At 67.2% G+C, this 20,708-nt stretch carries 16 protein-coding genes; 5 read left to right on the top strand and 11 right to left on the bottom strand.

Going from position 1 to position 20,708, the window contains the following annotated elements; genetic code table 11:
- The first annotated feature begins 50 nt into the window (after positions 1-50).
- The 4 genes from RZE77_RS22060 (at position 51) to RZE77_RS22045 (ending at position 4,229) form a co-directional block, all read left to right on the top strand.
- Entirely contained in the window at positions 51-2,126 is a 2,076-nt protein-coding gene (locus RZE77_RS22060) for a hypothetical protein (protein WP_319439278.1), read from the top strand.
- A 99-nt stretch (positions 2,127-2,225) separates the two neighbouring features.
- Positions 2,226-2,486 (top strand): hypothetical protein, encoded by a 261-nt coding sequence (locus RZE77_RS22055; protein WP_319439277.1) that lies wholly within the window; start codon positions 2,226-2,228, stop codon positions 2,484-2,486.
- 238 nt (positions 2,487-2,724) lie between these two features.
- Positions 2,725-3,765, top strand: a complete 1,041-nt coding sequence (locus RZE77_RS22050; RefSeq protein ID WP_319439276.1) for a hypothetical protein — start codon at positions 2,725-2,727, stop codon at positions 3,763-3,765.
- A 206-nt stretch (positions 3,766-3,971) separates the two neighbouring features.
- Complete coding sequence (locus RZE77_RS22045) at positions 3,972-4,229, top strand: hypothetical protein (protein WP_319439275.1); 258 nt, start codon at positions 3,972-3,974, stop codon at positions 4,227-4,229.
- Between the two features lie 98 nt (positions 4,230-4,327).
- Here the strand turns inward: RZE77_RS22045 and RZE77_RS22040 are convergent, their stop codons facing one another.
- The 11 genes from RZE77_RS22040 to ugpB all read right to left on the bottom strand — a co-directional run bounded on the left by RZE77_RS22040 (position 4,328) and on the right by ugpB (position 19,118).
- Positions 4,328-5,059 carry an RNA polymerase sigma factor FliA gene (locus RZE77_RS22040; RefSeq protein ID WP_319439274.1) on the bottom strand — a complete coding sequence of 244 codons (732 nt, stop codon included), beginning with the start codon at positions 5,057-5,059 and terminating at the stop codon, positions 4,328-4,330.
- Positions 5,034-5,945 (bottom strand): MinD/ParA family ATP-binding protein, encoded by a 912-nt coding sequence (locus RZE77_RS22035; RefSeq protein WP_319439273.1) that lies wholly within the window; start codon positions 5,943-5,945, stop codon positions 5,034-5,036. Before RZE77_RS22035 ends, RZE77_RS22040 begins: the two co-directional genes overlap by 26 nt.
- Complete coding sequence (gene flhF / locus RZE77_RS22030) at positions 5,942-8,308, bottom strand: flagellar biosynthesis GTPase FlhF (protein WP_319439272.1); 2,367 nt, start codon at positions 8,306-8,308, stop codon at positions 5,942-5,944. The genes RZE77_RS22035 and flhF overlap by 4 nt, the downstream gene beginning before the upstream one ends.
- A complete protein-coding gene (gene flhA / locus RZE77_RS22025) occupies positions 8,305-10,398 on the bottom strand; it encodes a flagellar biosynthesis protein FlhA (protein ID WP_319439271.1) in 2,094 nt (697 codons plus the stop codon). Before flhA ends, flhF begins: the two co-directional genes overlap by 4 nt.
- A complete protein-coding gene (gene flhB, locus RZE77_RS22020; RefSeq protein ID WP_319439270.1) occupies positions 10,395-11,543 on the bottom strand; it encodes a flagellar biosynthesis protein FlhB in 1,149 nt (382 codons plus the stop codon). Before flhB ends, flhA begins: the two co-directional genes overlap by 4 nt.
- Before the next feature lie 125 nt (positions 11,544-11,668).
- Positions 11,669-14,101 (bottom strand): DUF3772 domain-containing protein, encoded by a 2,433-nt coding sequence (locus RZE77_RS22015; RefSeq protein WP_405546328.1) that lies wholly within the window; start codon positions 14,099-14,101, stop codon positions 11,669-11,671.
- Between the two features lie 74 nt (positions 14,102-14,175).
- Positions 14,176-14,925 (bottom strand): glycerophosphodiester phosphodiesterase, encoded by a 750-nt coding sequence (gene ugpQ / locus RZE77_RS22010; protein WP_319439268.1) that lies wholly within the window; start codon positions 14,923-14,925, stop codon positions 14,176-14,178.
- Between the two features lie 2 nt (positions 14,926-14,927).
- Positions 14,928-15,935, bottom strand: a complete 1,008-nt coding sequence (ugpC, locus tag RZE77_RS22005) for a sn-glycerol-3-phosphate ABC transporter ATP-binding protein UgpC (RefSeq protein WP_319439267.1) — start codon at positions 15,933-15,935, stop codon at positions 14,928-14,930.
- Positions 15,936-15,939: 4 nt separating this feature from the next.
- Positions 15,940-16,791: a sn-glycerol-3-phosphate ABC transporter permease UgpE gene (gene ugpE / locus RZE77_RS22000; protein WP_015866910.1), complete on the bottom strand. Its 852-nt coding sequence runs from the start codon at positions 16,789-16,791 to the stop codon at positions 15,940-15,942.
- Positions 16,792-16,824: 33 nt separating this feature from the next.
- Positions 16,825-17,706 carry a sn-glycerol-3-phosphate ABC transporter permease UgpA gene (ugpA, locus tag RZE77_RS21995; protein ID WP_015866909.1) on the bottom strand — a complete coding sequence of 294 codons (882 nt, stop codon included), beginning with the start codon at positions 17,704-17,706 and terminating at the stop codon, positions 16,825-16,827.
- 98 nt (positions 17,707-17,804) lie between these two features.
- On the bottom strand, positions 17,805-19,118 hold the full coding sequence (gene ugpB, locus RZE77_RS21990) for a sn-glycerol-3-phosphate ABC transporter substrate-binding protein UgpB (RefSeq protein WP_319439266.1): 1,314 nt from the start codon (positions 19,116-19,118) through the stop codon (positions 17,805-17,807).
- A gap of 226 nt (positions 19,119-19,344) precedes the next feature.
- On the opposite strand from ugpB, the gene serA reads away from it, so the two are divergent.
- Positions 19,345-20,577: a phosphoglycerate dehydrogenase gene (serA, locus tag RZE77_RS21985; protein ID WP_319439265.1), complete on the top strand. Its 1,233-nt coding sequence runs from the start codon at positions 19,345-19,347 to the stop codon at positions 20,575-20,577.
- Positions 20,578-20,708: the final 131 nt, after the last annotated feature.

Genomic DNA, 20,708 nt, shown 5'->3' with positions numbered 1-20,708 from the left:
TTTGCAACTCATCCAGCTAGATTCAAGTGGTCGCAAATCGAGGAGACGTCATGACGATCACCGCGCGGGAACCGGACGCCATCTCCTTCCGAGGTCTTAACGGCTTGGTGCAAGCTGTCCGGACCTCGACTCATTTCCTGTCAGCGCCAATCCTTTCGGCTTGCTGTGTGTTGGCCATCCCCCTCGGCGTTCAGGCTCAGATCAACTCGGAAATCGCAAACTGTGCTGAACTCAAGGACGAGACCACCACCGCCCAGGTAGAACTCTGCGCAGCCCACGTCGGCTGCCGGTACGTGTTGAACGTGCAGAAGACCTGCACACGCGCCAAGGACTACCTCGACCGTCTGCAAACCACCATCGGCGAGGGCACACGCACGTTCTTCGGCTATCGCAAGGAGATCACGCCCGATGCAGTATTCGCGGCGGTACTGGGAGGCGAGGCGTTCAGCGGCGCGCGCAAGCTGGAGACGCTGCCTGCGGAGCGCCAGCGGATTCAAGACATCGGTGCGCAGGTGCGAGTCTTGGGTGCCGGTGACAAGTTGGCCAGCCCACATGATGCAAAGATGCCTTGGATCTTCTACGGAGAAATCAGGACCGGCCACTACACGGACGAACGAACCAATGGATGGGGAACTAAGTTCTATGACGATGGCGTGATCACGCGCGGACAACACGCCCACGGCCCAATGCAAACCCGCATCGACACCCTCTATCCAAACGGAACCAGGCAAGTCAAAGAGTATGTACATAAGGGGCCATCGACGCGCTTTGCAACGGTAAATCATGATGGTTCGGTGACCGTTCTCACCTCCAATGCCGGCGGGTTCGAGGGAAAAAAGTACCGAGCTGATGGCACCGTGTCAGAGGAAGGGAGTTTCGATGACGATCTCAAGCTGTCCGTCGGTACCCGGTACGACATGGCGGGTGTAGCGGCGACTGTCAATATCCCGGCCGAGCGTCAAGCCACTGCTCGCGCAGCCGCCGCCGCCGAGCAGCACCGCAAACGCGAGGAGGCAGCCCGCGCCGAGCAGCAGTTCCGCGACAGCTTGCAAGCGATGAACGCCGGGCAACTGTTCGCACGCGCGGATGAACTGAATGCACAGGGAGACCGCACCCGAGCCCGCGAGGTGCAGCGAGCCTTGATGAGTCGCTTTCCCGACCATCAGTTGGCAGCAGCGACGGCGCGACAGATGGGGGGCGGATCCGGCGGCAGTCCGGCAACGGGAACTGACTCAAGCAATGCGGGGGACTCCTCCAGGCAATCCGCCTTCTCTAAGGAAAATAGCCGCTACTCGTCGATCTGCATGCGCAACGCCGCCAAGGCCGAGCAGGCGCTCACGACCGCCAATGCCCGGCGCTATTTCGGTGGCTCCGTCGATCTCGATATTCTCGACATGGTCAAGCGCATCCACCAACCCTGCATGGCCTACGACTCGAAGGCGAAGTGGTCATACGACGACGCAGAGCAAGCGCGGGGAATTTTGCAGTGCGGATCAGGTTCTTGTCCGCGCTGGACGGAAGGAACCGAAGGGGCGAAAACCCGGCAATGGTTTGAAATCTTCTCCGGCGAGTTCAACAAGATGATGGCCAACTGGGAAGGCTATTCACGCGACTTGGACCCGCCCGGTAGCAGCAGTCCGCCAGCAGGAGCAGGGGCCAATCGTTCTGCGGCAGGGCGACTTTCCAGCCAGCAATGCGAGGCTATGAGGCAGATGGTCACCACGACCAAGGTGCCGTCCAATGTCTCCGTGACCGCCTCTACTGAAACCGTGATGTTCATGAGGAAGACGTCGCTGGACATGATCGACGGCGGCTGCCCCGGCACTACGTCGCAAGATCGCCAGGAGCACCAGCAGGCCTACCTCGCCGCCGAGCGTGCTTGCAACCAGGTGCAGTCCGGCGGGCGCCGATGCGTGCCTCAGAAACACACGGCGGCAGTCGCAGTGAGCAAGCCCCCAGTGGCCTCATCAGCATCCAGCGCACAGCCTGGCAACTCCATCTCCTATGACCCTGTGACGGGTCGTTGCCTGGGACCGCGAGAGATTTGCACATGCCAGCCCGGCATCGATGTCAGTGGCTGCCCCGCTCGCTCCTCGGGCGGCGGCGGCATCCGAACGGCGCGCTGAAGACGCGAAGCCTGCGTTCACCGCGATACTGCGCAGGTCCTGTGTGGACCGACGACGTCGTGCGCGAAGACCAGAGCATCTGCCGGATCGAAATTCGCAATGACCGACAAGCCGCTGCGCCTCTACATGACGATGTCCGAGATGCTCTCGGACCACCTGAGTACAACGGGGGCCTACCCGGAAAAGTTCATCTTGAGCACCTCGCTGCACAGGCAGTACTTGCGAGACTGGGTGCTGATGCGTCAGATGATCACGACACGCATCGACCCGACAAACCACATGGGCGTGCCCATCGAGATTTCCGACGTCATTCCCAGCATCATGGTGGCCTCCAACGGCACCGAGTTCGAGCTGCCGTGATTGCCGTGATGCGGCGATCCTCTCCTGGAAGCAGTTGGCACCGATGCCGTCGTCCTTGCCAATGAGCTCCTCCATGACCTGCTGGAGAGCCTCGGGTTCCGAGGATGGCGCGAGTGCACCGACGCTCGGACATGTCACATAAACAAGGGATGGGCGGTGTGCACGATCGGCGACAGGATTGGCGGACGTTCGGGCCGGCGATCTGACCGAACGGCCTCAACATATCCTCTTGTCACCCATGGCCCGCAGCATGCTGAAACCTCGTCCTCTCCTCCTGCTTGGCCTGCTCGTGCTGTGCACCCAACTGACCGGTTGTTTCACCGTTGCCCATGCCGTGCTCTCGCCGGTCCTGGATTCCGCTCTCAAGGGCGCCGTGGAGATCAATGCAACACCGGAAAGCATGGGCGTCTCCACCGCCCAGTACAGGGGATTCGACTGCAAGCATCTGGCCGCTCTGGAGCCGCAATTCGTCGCCGAAAGCAACAACCCGGCGAGCGATGGCTTGATGCGCAAGGGAATGGGCTGGCATGTAGATGCCATCCGGCAGGTGCAGCGCGAACAGGGCTGTGCCAGTGGCGGCGAAGCTGGCCCCAGGGGCATGGTCGCGGGCCAGGGCGCCGCAACGCCTGCCGCCGGAACCCCTTTCTACTTCTACTGCCGGGCCACCGACACCGACGTCCGGAAAACGGTCGCAAGCACCGTGTTCGAACAGTCCATTCCCGCCATGGACCCGATGGCCCGCTACAACTTCGCCAGTGCTGCAGAGGCGGAATTCAAGCGCGACGTGATGCCCTCGCACGGCGTTCCCGGCGCGCAACCGAGTTGCGTGGCTGAAGACACTCTGGCCAAGGCCAACAGCAGCCGGGCGCGCTTTCGCTGTCAGTTCAGCGGCTTCAATCTCAGATTCGTCGACTTGGCCTGGCGACCGGCCATCCAGGCCGGCCCCACGGCTGCGGCGACCACCGGAGCGGCCGCCTCGGGAGGTGCTGGCGCCACGGGCAGCATGGGCTACCTTGGCGTGCGCATCGGGAGCGTGGACGCGACGATGGCCAAGGCACTTGGCCTGGACACGCAGCGTGGAGCCATGGTGATCGAACTGGACCCAGCAGCGCCTTCCGCCGCCAACGGTCTGAAACCGCTGGACGTGGTGCTGGAGATTGCCGTCAGGCGGTCATGCAACCCGCAGATCTCCGGAGCACGGTGCAGCGCATGCGTCCTGGGTTCAAGGCGCCGCTGCGCATCTGGCGAGACCGTGCCGAAAAGGAGCTGTCGCTCGTGATTGGCGCGGCGCCGCCAACGCGGCAAACTGCAACACCCGGTGCATCGGCACCAGAACGCGCGTTGCAAGCCGGTGTGTTGCAGGCCGGCGCGGCGCCCGCCGGGCCGCCCCGCTTCTGCCACGCGACATTGGCACCCGTCGGCGAGCCGGGCGGAGTCTAGTCCCCTGTTTGGGAGGAGCGCGGCCCTGACTTCAGCCATGCAGCCATGCTGCGTTCCTTGGCGGGCTTCGTTGCCCATGTGCGCCAGGTTCAGCCCGGAGTCTGGCACGACGACATTCCAGCCGGCAAGTGCTTTGCGGGCTCCAACCATTGCACCGCCACTGCGCTGCGGCACTTCGGCACCTCTCAGCAAATCAACCAGTTCTGCCATGAGACGCGGGAGCAGGCCGAAGGGGTGAGGAAGCGTCTGTCGCAAGGCAAGGGATACGCAATGGTCGAGTGGGCACCACCAAGCGCACACTGACGCACAGCCGAATCCTTGCGCATGAGCCCATGCCGCTGGCTTTGCCGGCGGCGCCTTCTGTCCGCACCGAAGTCGGTTGCGGCCATCACGCGCAACTCCTAGATCGAATCCTTCAACTTCGCCCGCAGCCTGCTGATCGCCTGGCTGTGCAGCTGGCACACGCGCGATTGCGTCACTTCCAGGATCGCGCCGATCTCGCGCAGGTTCAGCTCTTCCTCGTAGTACAGGTTCAGCAGCAACTGGTCGCGCTCGGGCAGCGCGGCAATCGCGTCGACGAGCTCATGGCGGAAACCCGCTTCGAGCAGTTGCGCGAGGGGGTCGTCGCCGCCAAGCCGGGCGTCGGCTTGCGCCTGGCGTTCGAGCCAGGGGTTTTCGGATTCGCCGTCCTGTGCGAAGTCTTCCACGTAGAGCAGTTGGCAGCCTTGGATGTCCTGCAACAGCGACTGGTAGTCGTCCAGCTCCATCTTCAGCTCCCGGGCAATCTCTCCTTCGCTGGCGGAGCGGCCGAGGCGGTGCTCCAGCGCCTGGATGGCCTGTTCCACCTTGCGCGCCGACTGGCGCAGGCCGCGCGAGCCCCAGTCGCTCGCGCGCAGTTCGTCGAGCATGGCGCCGCGGATGCGCTGGCTGGCGAAGGTCTCGAACTGCGCGCCGCGGTTGTCCTGGTAGCGCGTGGACGCGTCGAGCAGGCCGATCATGCCGGCCTGGATCAGGTCGTCGAGCTCCACGCTGGCGGGCAGCTTGGCCAGCATCTGGAGCGCCATGCGGCGCACCATCGGCTGGTGCTGCTTCAGCAGGTGGGACTTCTCAAAGGTTCCCTGCGCGGTGTACACGGCCGTCCCTTTCTTGCGTCTCTTGCTCTTGTGCTGCTGCAGCAGCCGCGAAGGGCTCCGATGCCAGTGCGTCGGGCCGCCAGAGCACCGCCTTGGTGTCCTGCGGCCGCACCGCCGGACGCCAGGGCCACTGCGCGACGGCGGCGGCGATGACGCGGAAATCCACCGCCGCCGGGCTGGCCGGGAAGGCCTCGACCACGGTGCGGGCGAGGCGCCTGGCATCGGCCAGGTGCGGATCGGCGCGGACCCAGCCGGCCGGCTGTATGGAAACCGCCAGGTAGCGGCTGCCGGTGTCGACCAGGTTGGCCATGGTCTGGCGCGCGGCCTCGGGGTCGGCCACGCCATTGACCAGCAGGCGAAGCTGCCGCAGCGCGTGCGCATAGTGCAGCCGCTTGATGCCCGAATAGGTGGCGGTGATGGAGGCCGGGTGGGGCTGCAGCACCACCACCAGCTCGTCCGCCAGCCGCGCGAGCGGCGACAGGTTGCCGACGGCGTCGAGCGCCGCGTCGACCAGGATCATGCTGCCGTCCCACAGCAGGCGCGGGTCGGTGTGGTCGGGCTGGCCGCCGAGCGGCGCCGGCAGCACGTGCACGCCGCACTCGGTGCGCGCGGCGGCGCCCTCGCAGGTCAGCCGCTGCGAGGCGACGTCGGCCAGCGTTCCGAGCGGATCGGCGGCCCATGCGGCACACGCCGTATCCGGTCCCGGCCTGTGCTCGTCGAGCAGCAGCACGTCCTTGCCCATGTGGGCCAGCGCGGCGCCCAGGTTCATGGCCGCCGTCGTGGCGCCCGGGCGGTTGCCCATGCTTGCGATCGCGATGATGCGCGCCGACGACTGCGCAAGCAGCCGCCGCAGCCCATCGGCTTGATCCGACACCAGCTTGCTCACGTGTCCAGCGCCTCCAGCAGGAAGAACAGCTTGCCCACGCCGGCGTACAGCACGTTGCCCGACACGGGGCGGCCGGGCCGCGCGGGGCGGCCGGTCAGCTGCGACAGCAGCGCGCGGGTGCGGCCGGCCCAGTCGCCGCCGGCCTGCTGCAGGCGCCAGACGGTGGTGGTCACCTGGCCTGCGATGAGCAGGCGCTTCATCATGTGCGGATCGCCGGCCTCGCCAAGCCCGCCCAGCACCGAGAGGCCCTGGCGCAGCAGGCGCAGGCAGGGCTCGGCCTCGGCGGCCCAGCCTTGCCACTGCGCGAGCTGCTGCGGCCCGATGTCGCGGCCGATGTTGGTGAGCGCATAGCTCTGCGCCAGCACCTTGTGGCTGCGCGCATCGGTCAGGCGCGTGGCAATGCAGCGCAGGCCGGGCAGGCCGCCATCGGTGCGCAGCGTGACGCGGGCCTCGGCCACCGACTGCAGCGCGGCCCGGCCCTTGAAGACCACGGCGCGCGCCTCGCCAAAATTGAAGTCCAGGCCGGTCAGCGTGGCGTATTCGCCGGTGCGCGGATCGGTCACGGCCGTGGCGCCCGGTGCGCGCGCCATCCATTGCTGGCGCTGCACCTGCCACTGCAGCATGAGCTCGGCTGCGGGCAGCCGCGGCAGCATGTGCACCACGGCCTTGCCGAAGTCCTGCTGGCGCAGCCACTGCACCTGCCGCACGCCGGGCTTGCGCGTGGGGTCGGCGGCGCTGCGGGTCGCGGCGGTGGAGAGCCACTGGTTGGGCGCCGCGAGCGGCTGCCCGCCGCGGTCGGACAGCAGCAGGCTGCCCTGGCACTGGTAGGCGTCGCCGCCTTCGTCGGACTTGAGCCCGACCTGGCCGCTGAGCGCCAGCACATGGGTGTCGCAGCTTGCGGCAATCTCGCTCGCGGCATGTGCCATGAGCGCCTGCAGCACCGCCTTGTGGCCGATGTCCTCGTCGGCGGCCATCCGCCAGAGCGCGCGCGCCTGCTCGAAGCCGAGCGGCGCGGCCGCGAGTGCCGACGCCGCGGCGGCCACTTCCTGCGCGTCGTGCGCCATGGCGCGGATCAGCTGCCGGTACTGCAGCCGCTGGCGTTCGGCCTCTGCGGGGGCCGCGGAGGCCTCGGCGTTCGCCGATCCGTCCTGCAGGTCGCCTTCGCCGGGCACGAACAGCGCGCTGCGGCTGTTGGCCTGGAACGCGCTGTCCACCAGCTGCGCGCGGTCGGCGCGCATCAGGTTCTCGGGCACCTTCTGGCCGCTCGAGACATAGTGCACCGGCAGGCGGTGGCGGATCACGGTGTCGATCAGCGCGCCGGGATGCGTGGCCTCGTCGACCTTGGTGAAGATGCAGCCCGCGAGATCGCTGCCGCTGCCGTGGCGGTAGGCGTGCACCACCTCGTTGAGCGTGTCGCCGTGGCTCGTGGCGTTGAGCAGCAAGAGCCGTTTCACGGGCCGCTGGCTGTTGCAGAGCATGGCGATCTGGTCTGACACGGCGCGGTCGCGCTGGCTCATGCCCACGGTGTCGATCAGCACCATGTGCTTGCCCTGCAGGTCCTGCAGCACCAGGTGCAGGTCGGCCGCGTCCTTCACGGCGTAGACCGGCACGTTGAGGATCTGGCCGTAGATGCGCAGCTGCTCGTAGGCGCCGATGCGGTAGCTGTCGGTGGTGACCAGCGCGAGCTTGTCGGCGCCGAAGCGCATCACGCAGCGCGCCGCGAGCTTGGCCGTGGTGGTGGTCTTGCCGACGCCGGTGGGGCCCATCAGCGCATAGACGCCGCCCTGTGCCAGCAGCGCGTCCTCGTCCTCGTGCACCGGCAGCGTGCGGATCAGTTCGGAGCGCACGAAGGCCATGCCCTGGGCATAGCTCTGGCCCGTGGGCAGGTGCTCCAGCATGGCCTTGGAGAGGCGGGCGCTGAAGCCGGCACCCAGTAGCGTGCGCAACAGGCGCCCGCGCATCGGGTCGCGCCGCTGCTTCTCGTTCCAGGCCACGCCGGCCAGCTGCTCCTCGATCATGCAGCGCATCGAATGGAGTTCGCCGAGCACGCTGTCCGCGGCCAGGGGTGCGGGGACTGCGGCAGGTGCGGCGATGGGTGCCGAGATGGGGGCAATGGCGGGCGTGGGAGCGGCCATGGCTGCCGGCAATGGCTGGGGTGCCGGCGGCGCGGCAGTGGCGCTCGCACGCACGCCTTCCACGTCTTCCTGCACCATGGCCACGATCTCCACGCCTTCGGCGGTCACGCGGTTGGTCAGCACGATGGCCTCGTCGCCGAGCGCCTGGCGCGCGAGGCGCAGCGCTTCCCGGCTGGTGGGCGCGACGAACTTGCGCGCGCTGGTGCGGACGTCTGTCGGGATGTTCAAACTCTTCCTCCGATGGTGGCGGTGATCTTGATGTTGCGGGTGTCAGGAATCTCTGCATGCGAGAGAACCTTGAGCTGGCGGAAGCTGCGGCGCAGGAAGCGCGAGAGCAGCACGCGCAGCGAATGCTGGACGACCAGCACCGGCGCCAGGCCCAGCTGTTCCTGGCGCGCGATGGCGGCGCGGGTCTGCTGCATCAGGCTGTTGGCCAGGCCGGGCTCGATGCCGTTGTTGTTGGTGAGCGCCTGCTGCAGCACGCCGTCGAGCGCGCCGTCCAGGCCGATCACCTGCAGCTCGGAATCGCCCGGGAACAGCTGCTGCGTGATCGCGCGGCCGAGCGCCAGGCGCGTGAGCGAGGTGAGCTCGGCCGCGTCCTTGACGGTGGGCGCGTGCTCGGCCATCACGTCGAGGATGGTGCGCATGTCGCGGATCGACACTTCTTCGTCGAGCAGGTTCTGCAGCACCTTGTGCAGCGTGCTCAGCGAGATGATCTTGGGCACCAGGTCCTCGGTGAGCTTGGGCGCGGTCTTGCCGATCTGGTCGAGCAGCTGCTGCACTTCCTGGCGGCCGAGCAGCTCGGCGGCGTGCGTCTGGATCAGGTGGTTCAGGTGCGTGGCCATCACCGTGCAGGCATCGACCACCGTGTAGCCGAGCACCTGCGCTTCCTGGCGCAGGCTGGCGTCGATCCACACCGCGGGCAGGTGGAAGGCCGGGTCCTGCGTCGGCGTGCCGGGCAGGGTGCCGCTCACCTGGCCGGGGTTGATCGCCATCCACTGGTTGGGGAAGGCCTCGCCGCGGCCGATCTCCACGCCCTTCAGGCTGATCACGTAGGTGTTGGGCGGGATCTCCAGGTTGTCGCGGATGTGGACCACCGGCGCCAGGAAGCCGATCTCCTGGGCCACCTTCTTGCGGATGCTCTTGATGCGGCCCAGCAGCTCGCCGTTCTGCGTCTGGTCCACCAGCGGGATCAGCCGGTAGCCGACCTCCATGCCGAGCGGGTCGACCAGCGCCACGTCGTCCCAGGTCGCCTCGGGCGCCTCGGCCGACGGCATGGCCGCGGCCTGGGCTGCGGCGGCCTGCTCGGCAGCGGCCTGCGGCGCGCGCTTGAGCATGCGCCGGCCGAGCCACGCGAGGCCGCCCGCGATCAGCAGGAAGGCCAGGTTCGGCATGCCCGGGATCATCCCCATCAGGCCGATCAGGCCGGCCGTGAGAAAGAGCACCTGCGGATTGGAGAACAGCTGGCCAGTCAGCTGCCGGCCCACGTCCTCGTCGGTGGTGACGCGCGACACGATCACGCCCGCGGCGGTCGAGATCACCAGCGCCGGAATCTGCGCCACCAGGCCGTCGCCGATGGCCAGCAGCGTGTAGGTCGTGGCGGCAGTGCCGAAGTCCAGGCCATGCTGGACCATCCCGACCACCAGCCCGCCGATGATGCTGATCACCATGATCAGCAGGCCGGCGATCGCGTCGCCGCGCACGAACTTGCTGGCGCCGTCCATCGAACCGTAGAAGTCGGCTTCCTGCGCGACTTCCTGGCGGCGCTTGCGCGCCACGTCCTCGCCGATCAGGCCGGCGTTCAGGTCGGCGTCGATCGCCATCTGCTTGCCCGGCATCGCATCGAGCATGAAGCGCGCGCCGACCTCGGCGATGCGCCCCGCGCCCTTGGTGATCACCATGAAGTTGATCAGCACCAGGATGATGAACACCATCACGCCCACGGCAAAGTTGCCGCCCACCAGGAAGTGGCCGAAGGCCTCGATCACCTTGCCCGCCGCGTCCGGCCCGGTGTGGCCGTGCATCAGCACCACGCGCGTGGAGGCCACGTTGAGCGACAGGCGCAGCAGCGTGGAGAACAGCAGCACGGCCGGGAAGGCCGCGAAGTCCAGCGCCTTCATGGTGTACATGCTCACCAGCAGCACCATCACCGACATCGCGATGTTGAAGGTGAACAGCAGGTCGAGCAGGAAGGGCGGCAGCGGCAGCACCATCATGCTCAGGATCAGCACGATCAGGATGGGGCCGGCAAGGCCCTTCCACTGGCTGCCGGAGAACAGTTGCGACTGCAGGCGCGTGAGGGTGGCCATGGCGTTCATGCGGCGGCGGCCTTCGGTGAATATTCGAGCGATTCGGGGATCGGCAGGTCGACCGGCGTGCGCGGCGCATCGCCGCCTTCGCTGTGCCAGCGCTTGAGCTGGTAGACCCAGGCCAGCACCTCGGCTACCGCGGTGTAGAGGCCGGCCGGGATCTCGTCGCCGAGCCGGGTGTGCTTGAAGAGTGCGCGCGTGAGCGGCGGCGCCTCGAGGATTGCCACGTTGTTCTCGCGCGCGATCTCGCGGATGCGCGCAGCCATCAGGTCGCTGCCCTTGGCCACCACGCGCGGCGCGCGCATGTCGTGGTCCACATACTTGAGCGCCACCGCGAAGTGCGTGGGGTTGGTCACCACGATGTCGGCCTTCGGCACCTCGGACATCATCCGCCGGCGCGCCATCTGCTGCTGCTGGCGGCGGATCTGCGCCTTGATGTGCGGATCGCCCTCGCTCTCCTTGTGTTCCTGGCGCAGGTCTTCGCGCGACATGCGCAGCTTGCGGTGGTAGCTCCAGAGCTGGTAGGGAACATCGACCAGCGCCACCAGGAACAGCGCGGAGGCGATCAGTGCGCAGTTGTGCGCCACCAGCACGATCATCTGCGGCAGCGCGGCGCGCTCCGATTGCGCCATCAGCGTGGAGACTTCGTCCACGTTGCCCATGATCACCAGCCAGGCCACGCCGCCGATCAGCAGCGACTTGGCCAGCGCCTTGAACAGCTCCGACAGCGCCTGCGCCGAAAACATGCGGCCCACGCCGGCCACCGGGTCGAGCTTGCTGAACTTGGGCGCCAGGGCCTTGGCCGAGAGCAGCCAGCCGCCGAGCATCAGCGGCGCCGCCACGGCCGCCACCAGCATCATGCCGAACAGCGGCGCAAGCGCGAGCAGCGCCTGCTGGCCCATGAGACCGGCGCGCGCCAGCATGTGGGAAGGGTCGAACGCCGTGGCGCGGTCGAAGTGCAGGCCCTGGGCCAGCGCGCCGCGCAGGGTGGCGCCGAGCGAATCCGCCGTGAGCCACAGGCCGGCCACGGCGGTGCCCAGCAGCACGAAGGTCGCCAATTCGCGCGACCGCGCCACGTCCCCTTCCTCGCGGGCCTTTTCGAGGCGCTGCGGTGAGGCGGGTTCGGTTTTTTCGAGGTCGCTTTCTTCAGCCATTGATGCTCCGGGCGAGCGTTGGCGACAGCACGCCTGCTCATGGCTGATTGTTGGTTTGGGAGCCTCCGGACAATTGATCGATCAGCGCGGGCATTTGCCCGCTGCTTGGACGATCGGTGCGGCGCCTAGGCGGCGGGAGGGGCGCCGTCCGCGGCACCCGGTGCGGGCGCAGACGCAGGCGTGGGCGCAGGCGGCGCCGCATACGGCATCAGCGGCAGCTGCTCCGCATCCAGCCGCTCCAGGATGGTGAACAGCAGGTCGCTGCGCACGCTGCCCGCCAGGCGCGGGCTCGGCACATAGGCAATCGCCTGGAAGATCAGCAGGCCGCCCTCGATGCCTTCGAGCGTGAGCGAAGGCGCCGGCGTTTCCAGCACGCTCTCGTGCGCGCGGCAGGCGTCCAGGATGAGCTCGCGCACGCGCTGCGCGTTGGTGGTCAGCGGCATCGGCAGGCGGATCAGCACCCGGCCCTCCGCGTTGGTCAGCGTCATGTTGCGCACGGTCTTCGTGATGAACTCGGAGTTCGGCACGATCACCGTCGAGCGGTCTCCGAGCTGGATCTCCGTGGCGCGCACGTTGATGCGCCGCACGTCGCCCTCGGTGGTGCCCAGCACCACCCAGTCGCCCACCTTCACCGGCTGCTCGGCCAAGAGGATGAGGCCCGAGATGAAGTTCTGCACGATGGCCTGCAGGCCGAAGCCGATGCCCACCGACAGCGCGCTGGCCACCCACGCGATGCGCTCGATGCCGATGCCCAGCGCCGACAGCGAGAACGCGACCACCAGGATGCCGCCCACGTAGCCCAGCAGCGTGGTGATCGAGCTCTGCATGCCCGGCTCGAACTGCGTGCTGGGCAGGTAGCTGCGCGCGAGCCAGCGCTTGAAGACCCTGAGCACGATGAAGCCGATCACCGCCACCGCGATGGCGCTCAGGATGGCGCCCGGCACCAGCTGGAATTCGCCCACCTTCACGCCGGTGCCGAACTTGCCGCTGCGCTGGAACACTTCGCTGGGACCGGTGCCCAGCGGCGCCGCCAGCGCGATCAGCATGTAGAAGAACAGCGCCACCCGGCTCAGGCCGGAGAGCACGGTGGCCGCCTGGTCGAGCGTCTGCGGCGCCAGCCCGAAGCTCTTCTGCAGGCGCTGGCCGAAGGTGCTGCGCGAGGACACGCCGGCCATGAACACGTCGTCGGCAAACTTGAACAGCACGTAGAAGGCGGCCGCGACGATGCCGCTCCAGGTGAGCTGCGAGGCCAGGAAGCTCGCGAGCGCCACGTAGCCCACCCCTACCAGCACCCAGATGGCCACCATCAGCACGCCGATGCAGGCCACCAGCAGGCCCACCCACATCGGCCGCTCGGGCGGATCGGCGTCCGGCGTATCGGCGCGCATTGGCCGGAGCCGATGGAGCACCGCGCCAACGAGCGCGGTGAGCACCAGCGCGGTGAGCACGTGCGTGGCGACCACGGCCGCGAAGCTGGCTTCGACCAGCGCATTGATCTCGACCGGTGCCCACGCCAGCGCAGCCACCATCGCCACCAACCACGGCAGCGGGGCCAGGCGGGTGGCCATGGCATCGGGAATCGGCGGCAGCCGCCACGACGGGCGGCGCGTGGCCAGCAGCCCGCGGCCCAGCCCGATGACGAAGGCCATGAACACCAGCGCCTGCGCCATCGAGCGCATCGCCTTGCGCGCCTGCGGCTCCCAGGTGGCGTATTCCTCGAGCACCCACACGAAGCCGTGCGCCGCCACAGCCACCAGCAGCACATGGCTCGCGACGATGGCAATCACCAGCATCGAACGCCGCAGCCGGCCGGCCGGCAGCAGCCGCGCGGCGATCCGCGTCAGCAGATGCTCGGCCACCCAGTTGCCGAGCACCGCGAGCAGCACCGCCAGGATCAGCGCCCAGAGCACCGCCATGCGGGGGCCTTGCTGCATGGCCTGCGAGAACCCGTCGCGCAGGTCGGAGGCCATGGCCTGCAGGCGCGCCAGGTCGCTCGGCCAGGCCTCCTGCAGATCGCGCCAGAACTCGCCGGTGAGCGGCGAGGGCGCGCGCTCGGTGATCTGCGCCTCGAAAAGCGCGCGGCGCTGGGTCACCAGTTCGGCAGCACGCTGCCGCACATCGATGGTCAGCAGCCGCGCGAGCCGGATGTCGGCGTCCAGCGCATTGCGCTCCTTCGTGAGGCGGGCGCGCTGGCGCGTGATGTCGGGGTCTTCGGTCGCGCCCGCGGCCGGCGGATTGCCGAGCTCGCCGAGGCGGGCGTTCAGGTCGGCCAGCTCGCCGGTGCGCGCGGCAACGAACTTGTCGGCCTGCGCACCGATGTCGTTGATCTGCGCCAGCAGCTGGCGCGTGTCCTCGGTGGCGTCGGCGCCGGCGGTGATCTTCGTGAGCTGCTCGCGCAGCTCGGCCACCGTGGGTTCGGGCGCCGGGGCCGCGGCAGCGGCGGTGATGCCGCCGACGCCGCTGGTGCCCGGCTGTGCCGTTGCGGCGCCGCACATCAGCAGCAGGGCGGCCAGGCAAAAGGCAATCGGGCGGGGGAGCGAAAACATGGCTGCCATCATAGAAGGCGCCATTTGCGGCCCGCGGCGCGGGGCGTGACAGCGTGTGTCTGCTGGGCCGCGCCGGCGGGGAGCGGTCAACCGGCCGGGCTGAACAAGTCGACCCGGTCGGTGATGATGCCGTCGGTGCCCAGCTCGATGAGCCGCTGCGCGGCCCATTCGTCATTCACGGTGTAGCTCAGCGCGCGCATGCCCGCGCCCTGCACCTGCGCCACCGTGGCGGCGTCCCAGAGTGCGTGGTTGCAGACCACCGCGGCGCAGTCCAGGCCGGTGGCCGCGGCCAGCCAGCCGTTCCGCAGCGTGTCGAGCAGCAGCCCGCGCGGCAGCTCGGGCTGCACCGCCCTGGCTCCCTCAAGCGATTCCACCTGGAACGAGGTGAGCAGCGGCGGTATGGCCGCGCCCTGCCACAGGCGGGCCGCGAGCCGCGCCACCGCTTCGCCGGTTTCGCGCTCGGTGCCCGGCGTGGGCTTGATCTCGATGTTGAGCAGGTGGCCGTTGGCCAGGCAGAAGCGCGCGAGGTTCTCGAGCGTGGCAAGCGGTTCGCCCGCGAAGGCCCGCGAATGCCAGCCGCCGGCGTCGAGTTGGGCCAGTGCGCTCCAGGGCTGCGCACCGCCGGTGCCATGGCCGTTGGTGGTGCGATCGAGCGTGGCGTCGTGCATCAGAAAGGCCACGCCGTCGGCACTGAGCTTCGCATCGCACTCGAACATGCGATAGCCGTGCGCCGCGCCAAGGCGAAAGGCCGCGAGCGTGTTCTCGGGCGCCAGCCTGCCGGCGCCGCGGTGCGCGATCCAGCGCGGATAGGGCCAGGGCTTCATCCGTGCCGGCATCGTCAGTCGGCCCGCTTGCCGGAGCCGGCGTCGAACCAGTGCAGCTTGTCCTCGCGCGCCGCGATCCGCACGGTGTCGCCTGCGACCGGCGGATGGTCGCTTTCGTCGGTGCGCATGATGATCTGCTCGTCGCCGATCCGGCCGTACACCAGCCGCTCGGCGCCCAGCAGCTCGACCGATTCGACCTGCACCGACCAGCCGCTTTCGTCCAGCGTCAGGTGCTCGGGGCGGATGCCCAGGATCTGGCCGGGCCGCACGCCGGGCGCGTGCTGCAGCAGGTTCATCGGTGGCGAGCCGATGAAGCTGGCAACGAAGGTGGTGGCGGGCCGGTTGTAGACCTCTTCGGGCGTGGCGAACTGGTCCATCACGCCGCCGTTCATCACGATGATGCGCTGCGCCAGCGTCATGGCCTCGACCTGGTCGTGCGTGACGAACAGCGAGGTGATGCCGAGCTCGCGGTGCAGCTTCTGGATCTCGATGCGGGTCTGCGCGCGCAGCTTGGCGTCGAGGTTGGAGAGCGGCTCGTCGAACAGGAACACCTGCGGCTGGCGCACGATGGCGCGGCCCATGGCCACGCGCTGGCGCTGCCCGCCCGACAGTTCGCGCGGCTTGCGCTCGAGCAGGTGGCCCAGTTCGAGGATCTTGGCCGCCTTGTCGACGCGCACCTTGATCTCGGGCACCGGCACCTTGGCGATCTTCAGGCCGTAGGCCATGTTCTTGAACACGCTCATGTGCGGATAGAGCGCGTAGTTCTGGAACACCATGGCGATGTCGCGCTCGGAAGGTTCGAGGTTGTTCACCACGCGTCCGCCAATGGAGATTTCGCCGGCCGAGATTTCTTCGAGGCCGGCCACCATGCGCAGCAGGGTGGACTTGCCGCAGCCCGAAGGGCCGACGATGACGATGAATTCATGGTCGGCGATCTCGGCGCTCACGCCGTGGATGACCTGGTTGGCTTTCGGCCCGTGGCCGTAGCGCTTGATGACGTTGCGTAAAGAGAGAGCAGCCATTTGTTTATTTTTCAGTGTCCACGAGGCCCTTGACGAACCACTTCTGCATCAGCACCACCACCAGCGCGGGCGGCAGCATGGCGAGGATGGCGGTGGCCATCACCACGTTCCATTCGTTCTGGCTGTCGCCGCCGGCAATCATTCGCTTGATGCCGACCACCACGGGGTACATGTCTTCGCCGGTGGTGGCGAGCAGCGGCCAGAGGTACTGGTTCCAGCCGTAGATGAACTGGATCACGAACAGCGCCGCAATCGAGGTCTTCGACAGCGGCAGCAGTACGTCGAAGAAGAAGCGCATGGGGCTTGCGCCGTCCATGCGCGAAGCCTCGGTGAGCTCGTCCGGCACCGTCAGGAAGAACTGGCGGAACAGGAAGGTGGCGGTGGCCGACGCGATCAGCGGCACCGTGAGGCCCGCGTAGGTGTTCAGCATGTTCAGGTCGGACAGCACCTTGTAAGTGGGCAGGATGCGCACCTCCACCGGCAGCATCAGCGTCACGAAGATGGCCCAGAAGCAGATCTTCTTGAACGGGAACCGGAAGTAGACGATGGCAAAGGCCGACAGCAGCGAGATGGAGATCTTGCCGATGGAGATCACCAGCGCCGTCACCAGGCTCACCCACATCATGTGGGCCACGGGCGCGTTGGAGCCGCTGCTGGTTTCGCGCCCGAAGAGCGCGCCCTTGTAGCTGTCCAGCATGTTGGTGCCGGGCAGGAGCGGCATCGGCGCCTGCACGATCTCCTGCGCCGTGTGCGTGGACGCCACGAACGCGAGGTAGAGCGGGAAGGCGACGATGAACACGCCCAGGATCATCACCACATGGGCCAGGATGCCGTGGGTGCCGCGTTTCTCAACCATGGAACGCCTCCGCGAAATTCTTGTTTTGCTTCATCAGTATTGAACCTTCTTTTCCACGTAGCGGAACTGGATCACGGTGAGCGCCACCACGATCACCATCAGCACCACCGACTGCGCCGCCGAGCCGCCGAGGTCCATGGCTTTGAAGCCGTCGTAGTAGACCTTGTAGACCAGGATCGCCGTGTCCTTGCCCGGCCCGCCCTGGGTGGCCGCATCGACGATCGCGAAGGTGTCGAAGAAGGCATAGACCACGTTGATCACCAGCAGGAAGAAGGTGGTGGGCGAGAGCAGCGGAAACTGCACGGTCCAGAACCGGCGCCACGGGCGCGCGCCGTCGATGGCCGCGGCCTCGATGAGCGACTTGGGAATCGACTGCAGGCCGGCCAGGAAGAACAGGAAGTTGTACGAAATCTGCTTCCACACTGAGGCCATCACGATCAGCGTCATGGCGTGGCCGGAGTCCAGCAGGTGGTTCCAGTCGATGCCGATCTTGCCGAGCGCATAGGCCACCACGCCCAGCGACGGCGAGAACATGAACACCCAGAGCACGGCCGCCACGGCGGGCGCCACCGCGTAGGGCAGGATCAGCATGGTCTTGTAGAAGGTGCCGCCGCGCGTGATGCGGTCGGCAAACACCGCGAGCCCCAGCGACAGCGTGATGCCGATGCCCGCCACCAGCACCGAGAACAGGGCGGTGGTCTTGAACGACTCCACATAGCTCGGATCGCTGAATATCTGGCGGAAGTTGTCGAGCCCGACAAATTCCACCGACGTGCCGAAGGCGTCCTGCTGCTGCAGCGACTGCAGCAGCGCCTGCGCCGCCGGCCAGAAGAAAAACACGAGGATCACCGCCATTTGCGGCGTCAGCAGCAGCCAGGGCAACCAGCCCGAGCGAAAGAAAACGCGTTTTTCCATGAACCCTCTGCATAAAAAATCCCGCCTGGCCCGCTCTTGCGCACGAGCGAACGGGGGCGGGCGATATTAGCCGGACCGGCGGGTCCGGCCGTCAATCGTTAGCTTTTGTTAGCTTTTTGGAAGCGTTCCAGCTGCTCGTTGCCGCGCTGCACGATCGAATCGAGGGCTTCCTTGGCGGTCTTCTTGCCGCTCCAGACCTGTTCGAGTTCTTCGTCCTCGATGGCGCGAATCTGCACGTAGTTGCCCAGGCGGATGCCGCGGCTCTTGTCGGTGACCTTGCGCACCATCTGCGTCACGGCCACGTCGGTGCCGGGGTTCTGCTTGTAGAAGCCCGAGTCCTCGGTGAGCTTGTAGGAGGCCATGGTCACGGGCAGGTAGCCCGTGCGCTTGTGGCTGGCCGACTGCACTTCAGGCGTCGAGATGAAGCTGAAGAACTTGGCCACGCCCTTGTACTCGGGCGGCTTCTTGCCCGACATCACCCAGAGGCTGGCGCCGCCGATCACGGTGTTCTGCGGTGCGCCGGGCACGTCCGGGTAGTAGGGCAGGGGAGAAACCGCATAGGCGAACTTGGCGTTCTTGGCGACGTTGCCGTAGAAGCCGGACGAGGTGTTGATCATTGCGCACTCGCCCGACACGAACGAGGCTTCCGGCACGTTGCCGCGGCCCTTGTAGATGAAGAGGCCCTGCTTGGCCATGTTGGCCAGGTTCTCGATGTGGCGCACGTGCAGCGGCGAATTGATCTTCATGCGCGCGTCGAGACCGGCCAGGCCGTTGCTCTTGGTCGCGAATTCGACGTTGTGCCAGGCCGAGAAGCTCTCCAGCTGCGTCCAGCCCTGCCAGGCGGTGGTGAACGGGCACTTGTGGCCGCTCGCCTTGAGCTTGGCCGCGGCGGCCGTCACCTCGGGCCAGGTCGCGGGCAGCTTGGTGGTGTCGAGGCCGGCGGCCTTGAAGGCGTCCTTGTTGACATAGAACACCGTCGTCGAGCTGTTCAGCGGGAAGCTCAGCATCTGGCCGTTGGGCGCGGTGTAGTAGCCGGCCACGGCGGGAATGTAGGCGGCAGGATCGAACTTCTCGCCCGCGTCCTTCATGACCTGGCCCACCGGCACGATGGCGCCCTTGCTGGCCATCATGGTGGCGGTTCCCACTTCGAACACCTGCAGGATGTGCGGTGCGTTGCCGGCACGGAAAGCGGCAATCGAGGCCGTCATCGATTCGTCGTACGTGCCCTTGTAGGTCGGCACGACCTTGTATTCCTTCTGGCTCTCGTTGAACTGCTTGGCCAGGTCGTTGACCCACTCGTTGTTGACGGCGGTCATGGAGTGCCACCACTGGATCTCGGTCTGGGCATGTGCCACGTTGAACAGCGTGGTGGCGGCCAGCGCCGATACCAGCGCGAGCGTCTTGAATCGCATGAAGACTCCTGATGGGAAAATGAAAGCGCGGATGCTAGGCCATGTGGATGACACGGCCGCGTCACATTTGCGCACGGACTGTTGTTAAATTCCAATCGGGAAAACCCCTTTGGCGCAGGGCTTCCCACAGGGTGCGCGCCTTCATGCTGCGGCGCAGCATGCTAGCATCGACCTCCCCCTTTTCGGCCTAGCCTGTTGCCGCGGCCGGGGCTTCCGCGAGTACGCCATGAGCAGCAAAACCTCCCTCGAAAAAAGCCGGATCAAGTTCCTTCTGCTCGAGGGCATCCATCCTTCGGCGGTGGAGGTCCTGCGCGCTGCGGGCTACACCAACATCGAGACGCTGCCGGGTGCGCTGCCCGATGCGGAGCTCAAGGCCAAGATCGCCGACGTCCACTTCCTGGGCATCCGTTCGCGCACGCAGCTCACGGCCGAGGTCTTCGCGGCCGCCCAGAAACTGGTGGCGGCGGGCTGCTTCTGCATCGGCACCAACCAGGTCGACCTGGAAGCCGCGCGCGAGCACGGCGTGGCGGTGTTCAACGCCCCTTATTCCAACACCCGCTCGGTGGCTGAACTGGTGCTGGCCGAAGCCATCCTGCTGTTGCGCGGCGTGCCCGAGAAGAGCGCGGTCGCGCACCGCGGCGGCTGGCTCAAATCGGCCGAGAACGCCTTCGAGATCCGCGGCAAGACGCTCGGCATCGTGGGCTACGGCTCCATCGGCGCCCAGCTCTCGGTGCTGGCCGAGGCGCTGGGCATGAAGGTCGCCTTCTACGACGTGGTCACCAAGCTGCCCCTGGGCAATGCGCGCCAGGTGCGCGAGCTGCACGACCTGCTCGGCCAGAGCGACATCGTGACCCTGCACGTGCCCGAGACGCAGGCCACCCAATGGATGATCGATGCGGCCGAAATTGCCGCCATGAAGCCGGGCGCGATCCTGATCAACGCCTCGCGCGGCACGGTCGTGCGGATCGAGCCGCTGGCCGAGGCGCTGAAGCAGAAGAAGCTGCTTGGCGCCGCGATCGACGTGTTCCCGGTCGAGCCGCGGACCAACAAGGACGAATTCCAGTCGCCGCTGCGCGGGCTGGACAACGTGATCCTCACGCCCCACATCGGCGGCTCGACCATGGAGGCGCAGGCCAACATCGGCCTGGAGGTGGCGGAAAAGCTGGTGAAGTACAGCGACAACGGCACCTCGACCTCGTCGGTCAACTTTCCCGAGGTGGCGCTGCCCGCCCACCCCGGCAAGCACCGGCTGCTGCACATCCACCGCAACGTGCCCGGCGTGCTGTCGGAGATCAACAAGATCTTCTCGGACAACAACATCAATATCTCCTCGCAGTTCCTGCAGACCAACGAGAAGATCGGCTACGTGGTGATGGACATCGACGCAGCGTATTCCGACCTGGCGCTGGAAAAGCTGGCCAAGGTGAACGGCACGATCCGCAGCCGCGTGCTGTTCTGAACCCTGAACCAAGCGCCTCCGTCTTGCTCCCTCTCCCCCTGGGAGAGGGCCGGGGTGAGGGCAGCGGCATCCACGCTACGGCAAGCGCCCGGCATAGCGGGGCCGGCTGCGCCGCACCGCCTGCCTGGCGC

It is taken from the genome of Variovorax sp. SPNA7, from assembly GCF_033807855.1.
Classification (GTDB): domain Bacteria; phylum Pseudomonadota; class Gammaproteobacteria; order Burkholderiales; family Burkholderiaceae_C; genus Variovorax; species Variovorax beijingensis.
The sequence above is the reverse complement of the archived record's forward strand: the minus strand, read 5'-3'. Positions and strand labels throughout refer to the sequence as shown.

What these genes read in the sequence shown, in the direction of transcription:
- RZE77_RS22060 (WP_319439278.1), top strand. Translation starts at nt 51, where the DNA reads ATGACGATCACCGCGCGGGAACCGGACGCCATCTCCTTCCGAGGTCTT.
- ugpE (WP_015866910.1), bottom strand. Translation starts at nt 16,791, where the DNA reads ATGGTTGAGAAACGCGGCACCCACGGCATCCTGGCCCATGTGGTGATG.
- RZE77_RS22055 (WP_319439277.1), top strand. Translation starts at nt 2,226, where the DNA reads ATGACCGACAAGCCGCTGCGCCTCTACATGACGATGTCCGAGATGCTC.
- RZE77_RS22045 (WP_319439275.1), top strand. Translation starts at nt 3,972, where the DNA reads ATGCTGCGTTCCTTGGCGGGCTTCGTTGCCCATGTGCGCCAGGTTCAG.
- flhB (WP_319439270.1), bottom strand. Translation starts at nt 11,543, where the DNA reads ATGGCTGAAGAAAGCGACCTCGAAAAAACCGAACCCGCCTCACCGCAG.
- ugpB (WP_319439266.1), bottom strand. Translation starts at nt 19,118, where the DNA reads ATGCGATTCAAGACGCTCGCGCTGGTATCGGCGCTGGCCGCCACCACG.
- ugpQ (WP_319439268.1), bottom strand. Translation starts at nt 14,925, where the DNA reads ATGCCGGCACGGATGAAGCCCTGGCCCTATCCGCGCTGGATCGCGCAC.
- ugpC (WP_319439267.1), bottom strand. Translation starts at nt 15,935, where the DNA reads ATGGCTGCTCTCTCTTTACGCAACGTCATCAAGCGCTACGGCCACGGG.
- flhA (WP_319439271.1), bottom strand. Translation starts at nt 10,398, where the DNA reads ATGAACGCCATGGCCACCCTCACGCGCCTGCAGTCGCAACTGTTCTCC.
- serA (WP_319439265.1), top strand. Translation starts at nt 19,345, where the DNA reads ATGAGCAGCAAAACCTCCCTCGAAAAAAGCCGGATCAAGTTCCTTCTG.
- ugpA (WP_015866909.1), bottom strand. Translation starts at nt 17,706, where the DNA reads ATGGAAAAACGCGTTTTCTTTCGCTCGGGCTGGTTGCCCTGGCTGCTG.
- RZE77_RS22050 (WP_319439276.1), top strand. Translation starts at nt 2,725, where the DNA reads ATGGCCCGCAGCATGCTGAAACCTCGTCCTCTCCTCCTGCTTGGCCTG.
- RZE77_RS22015 (WP_405546328.1), bottom strand. Translation starts at nt 14,101, where the DNA reads ATGATGGCAGCCATGTTTTCGCTCCCCCGCCCGATTGCCTTTTGCCTG.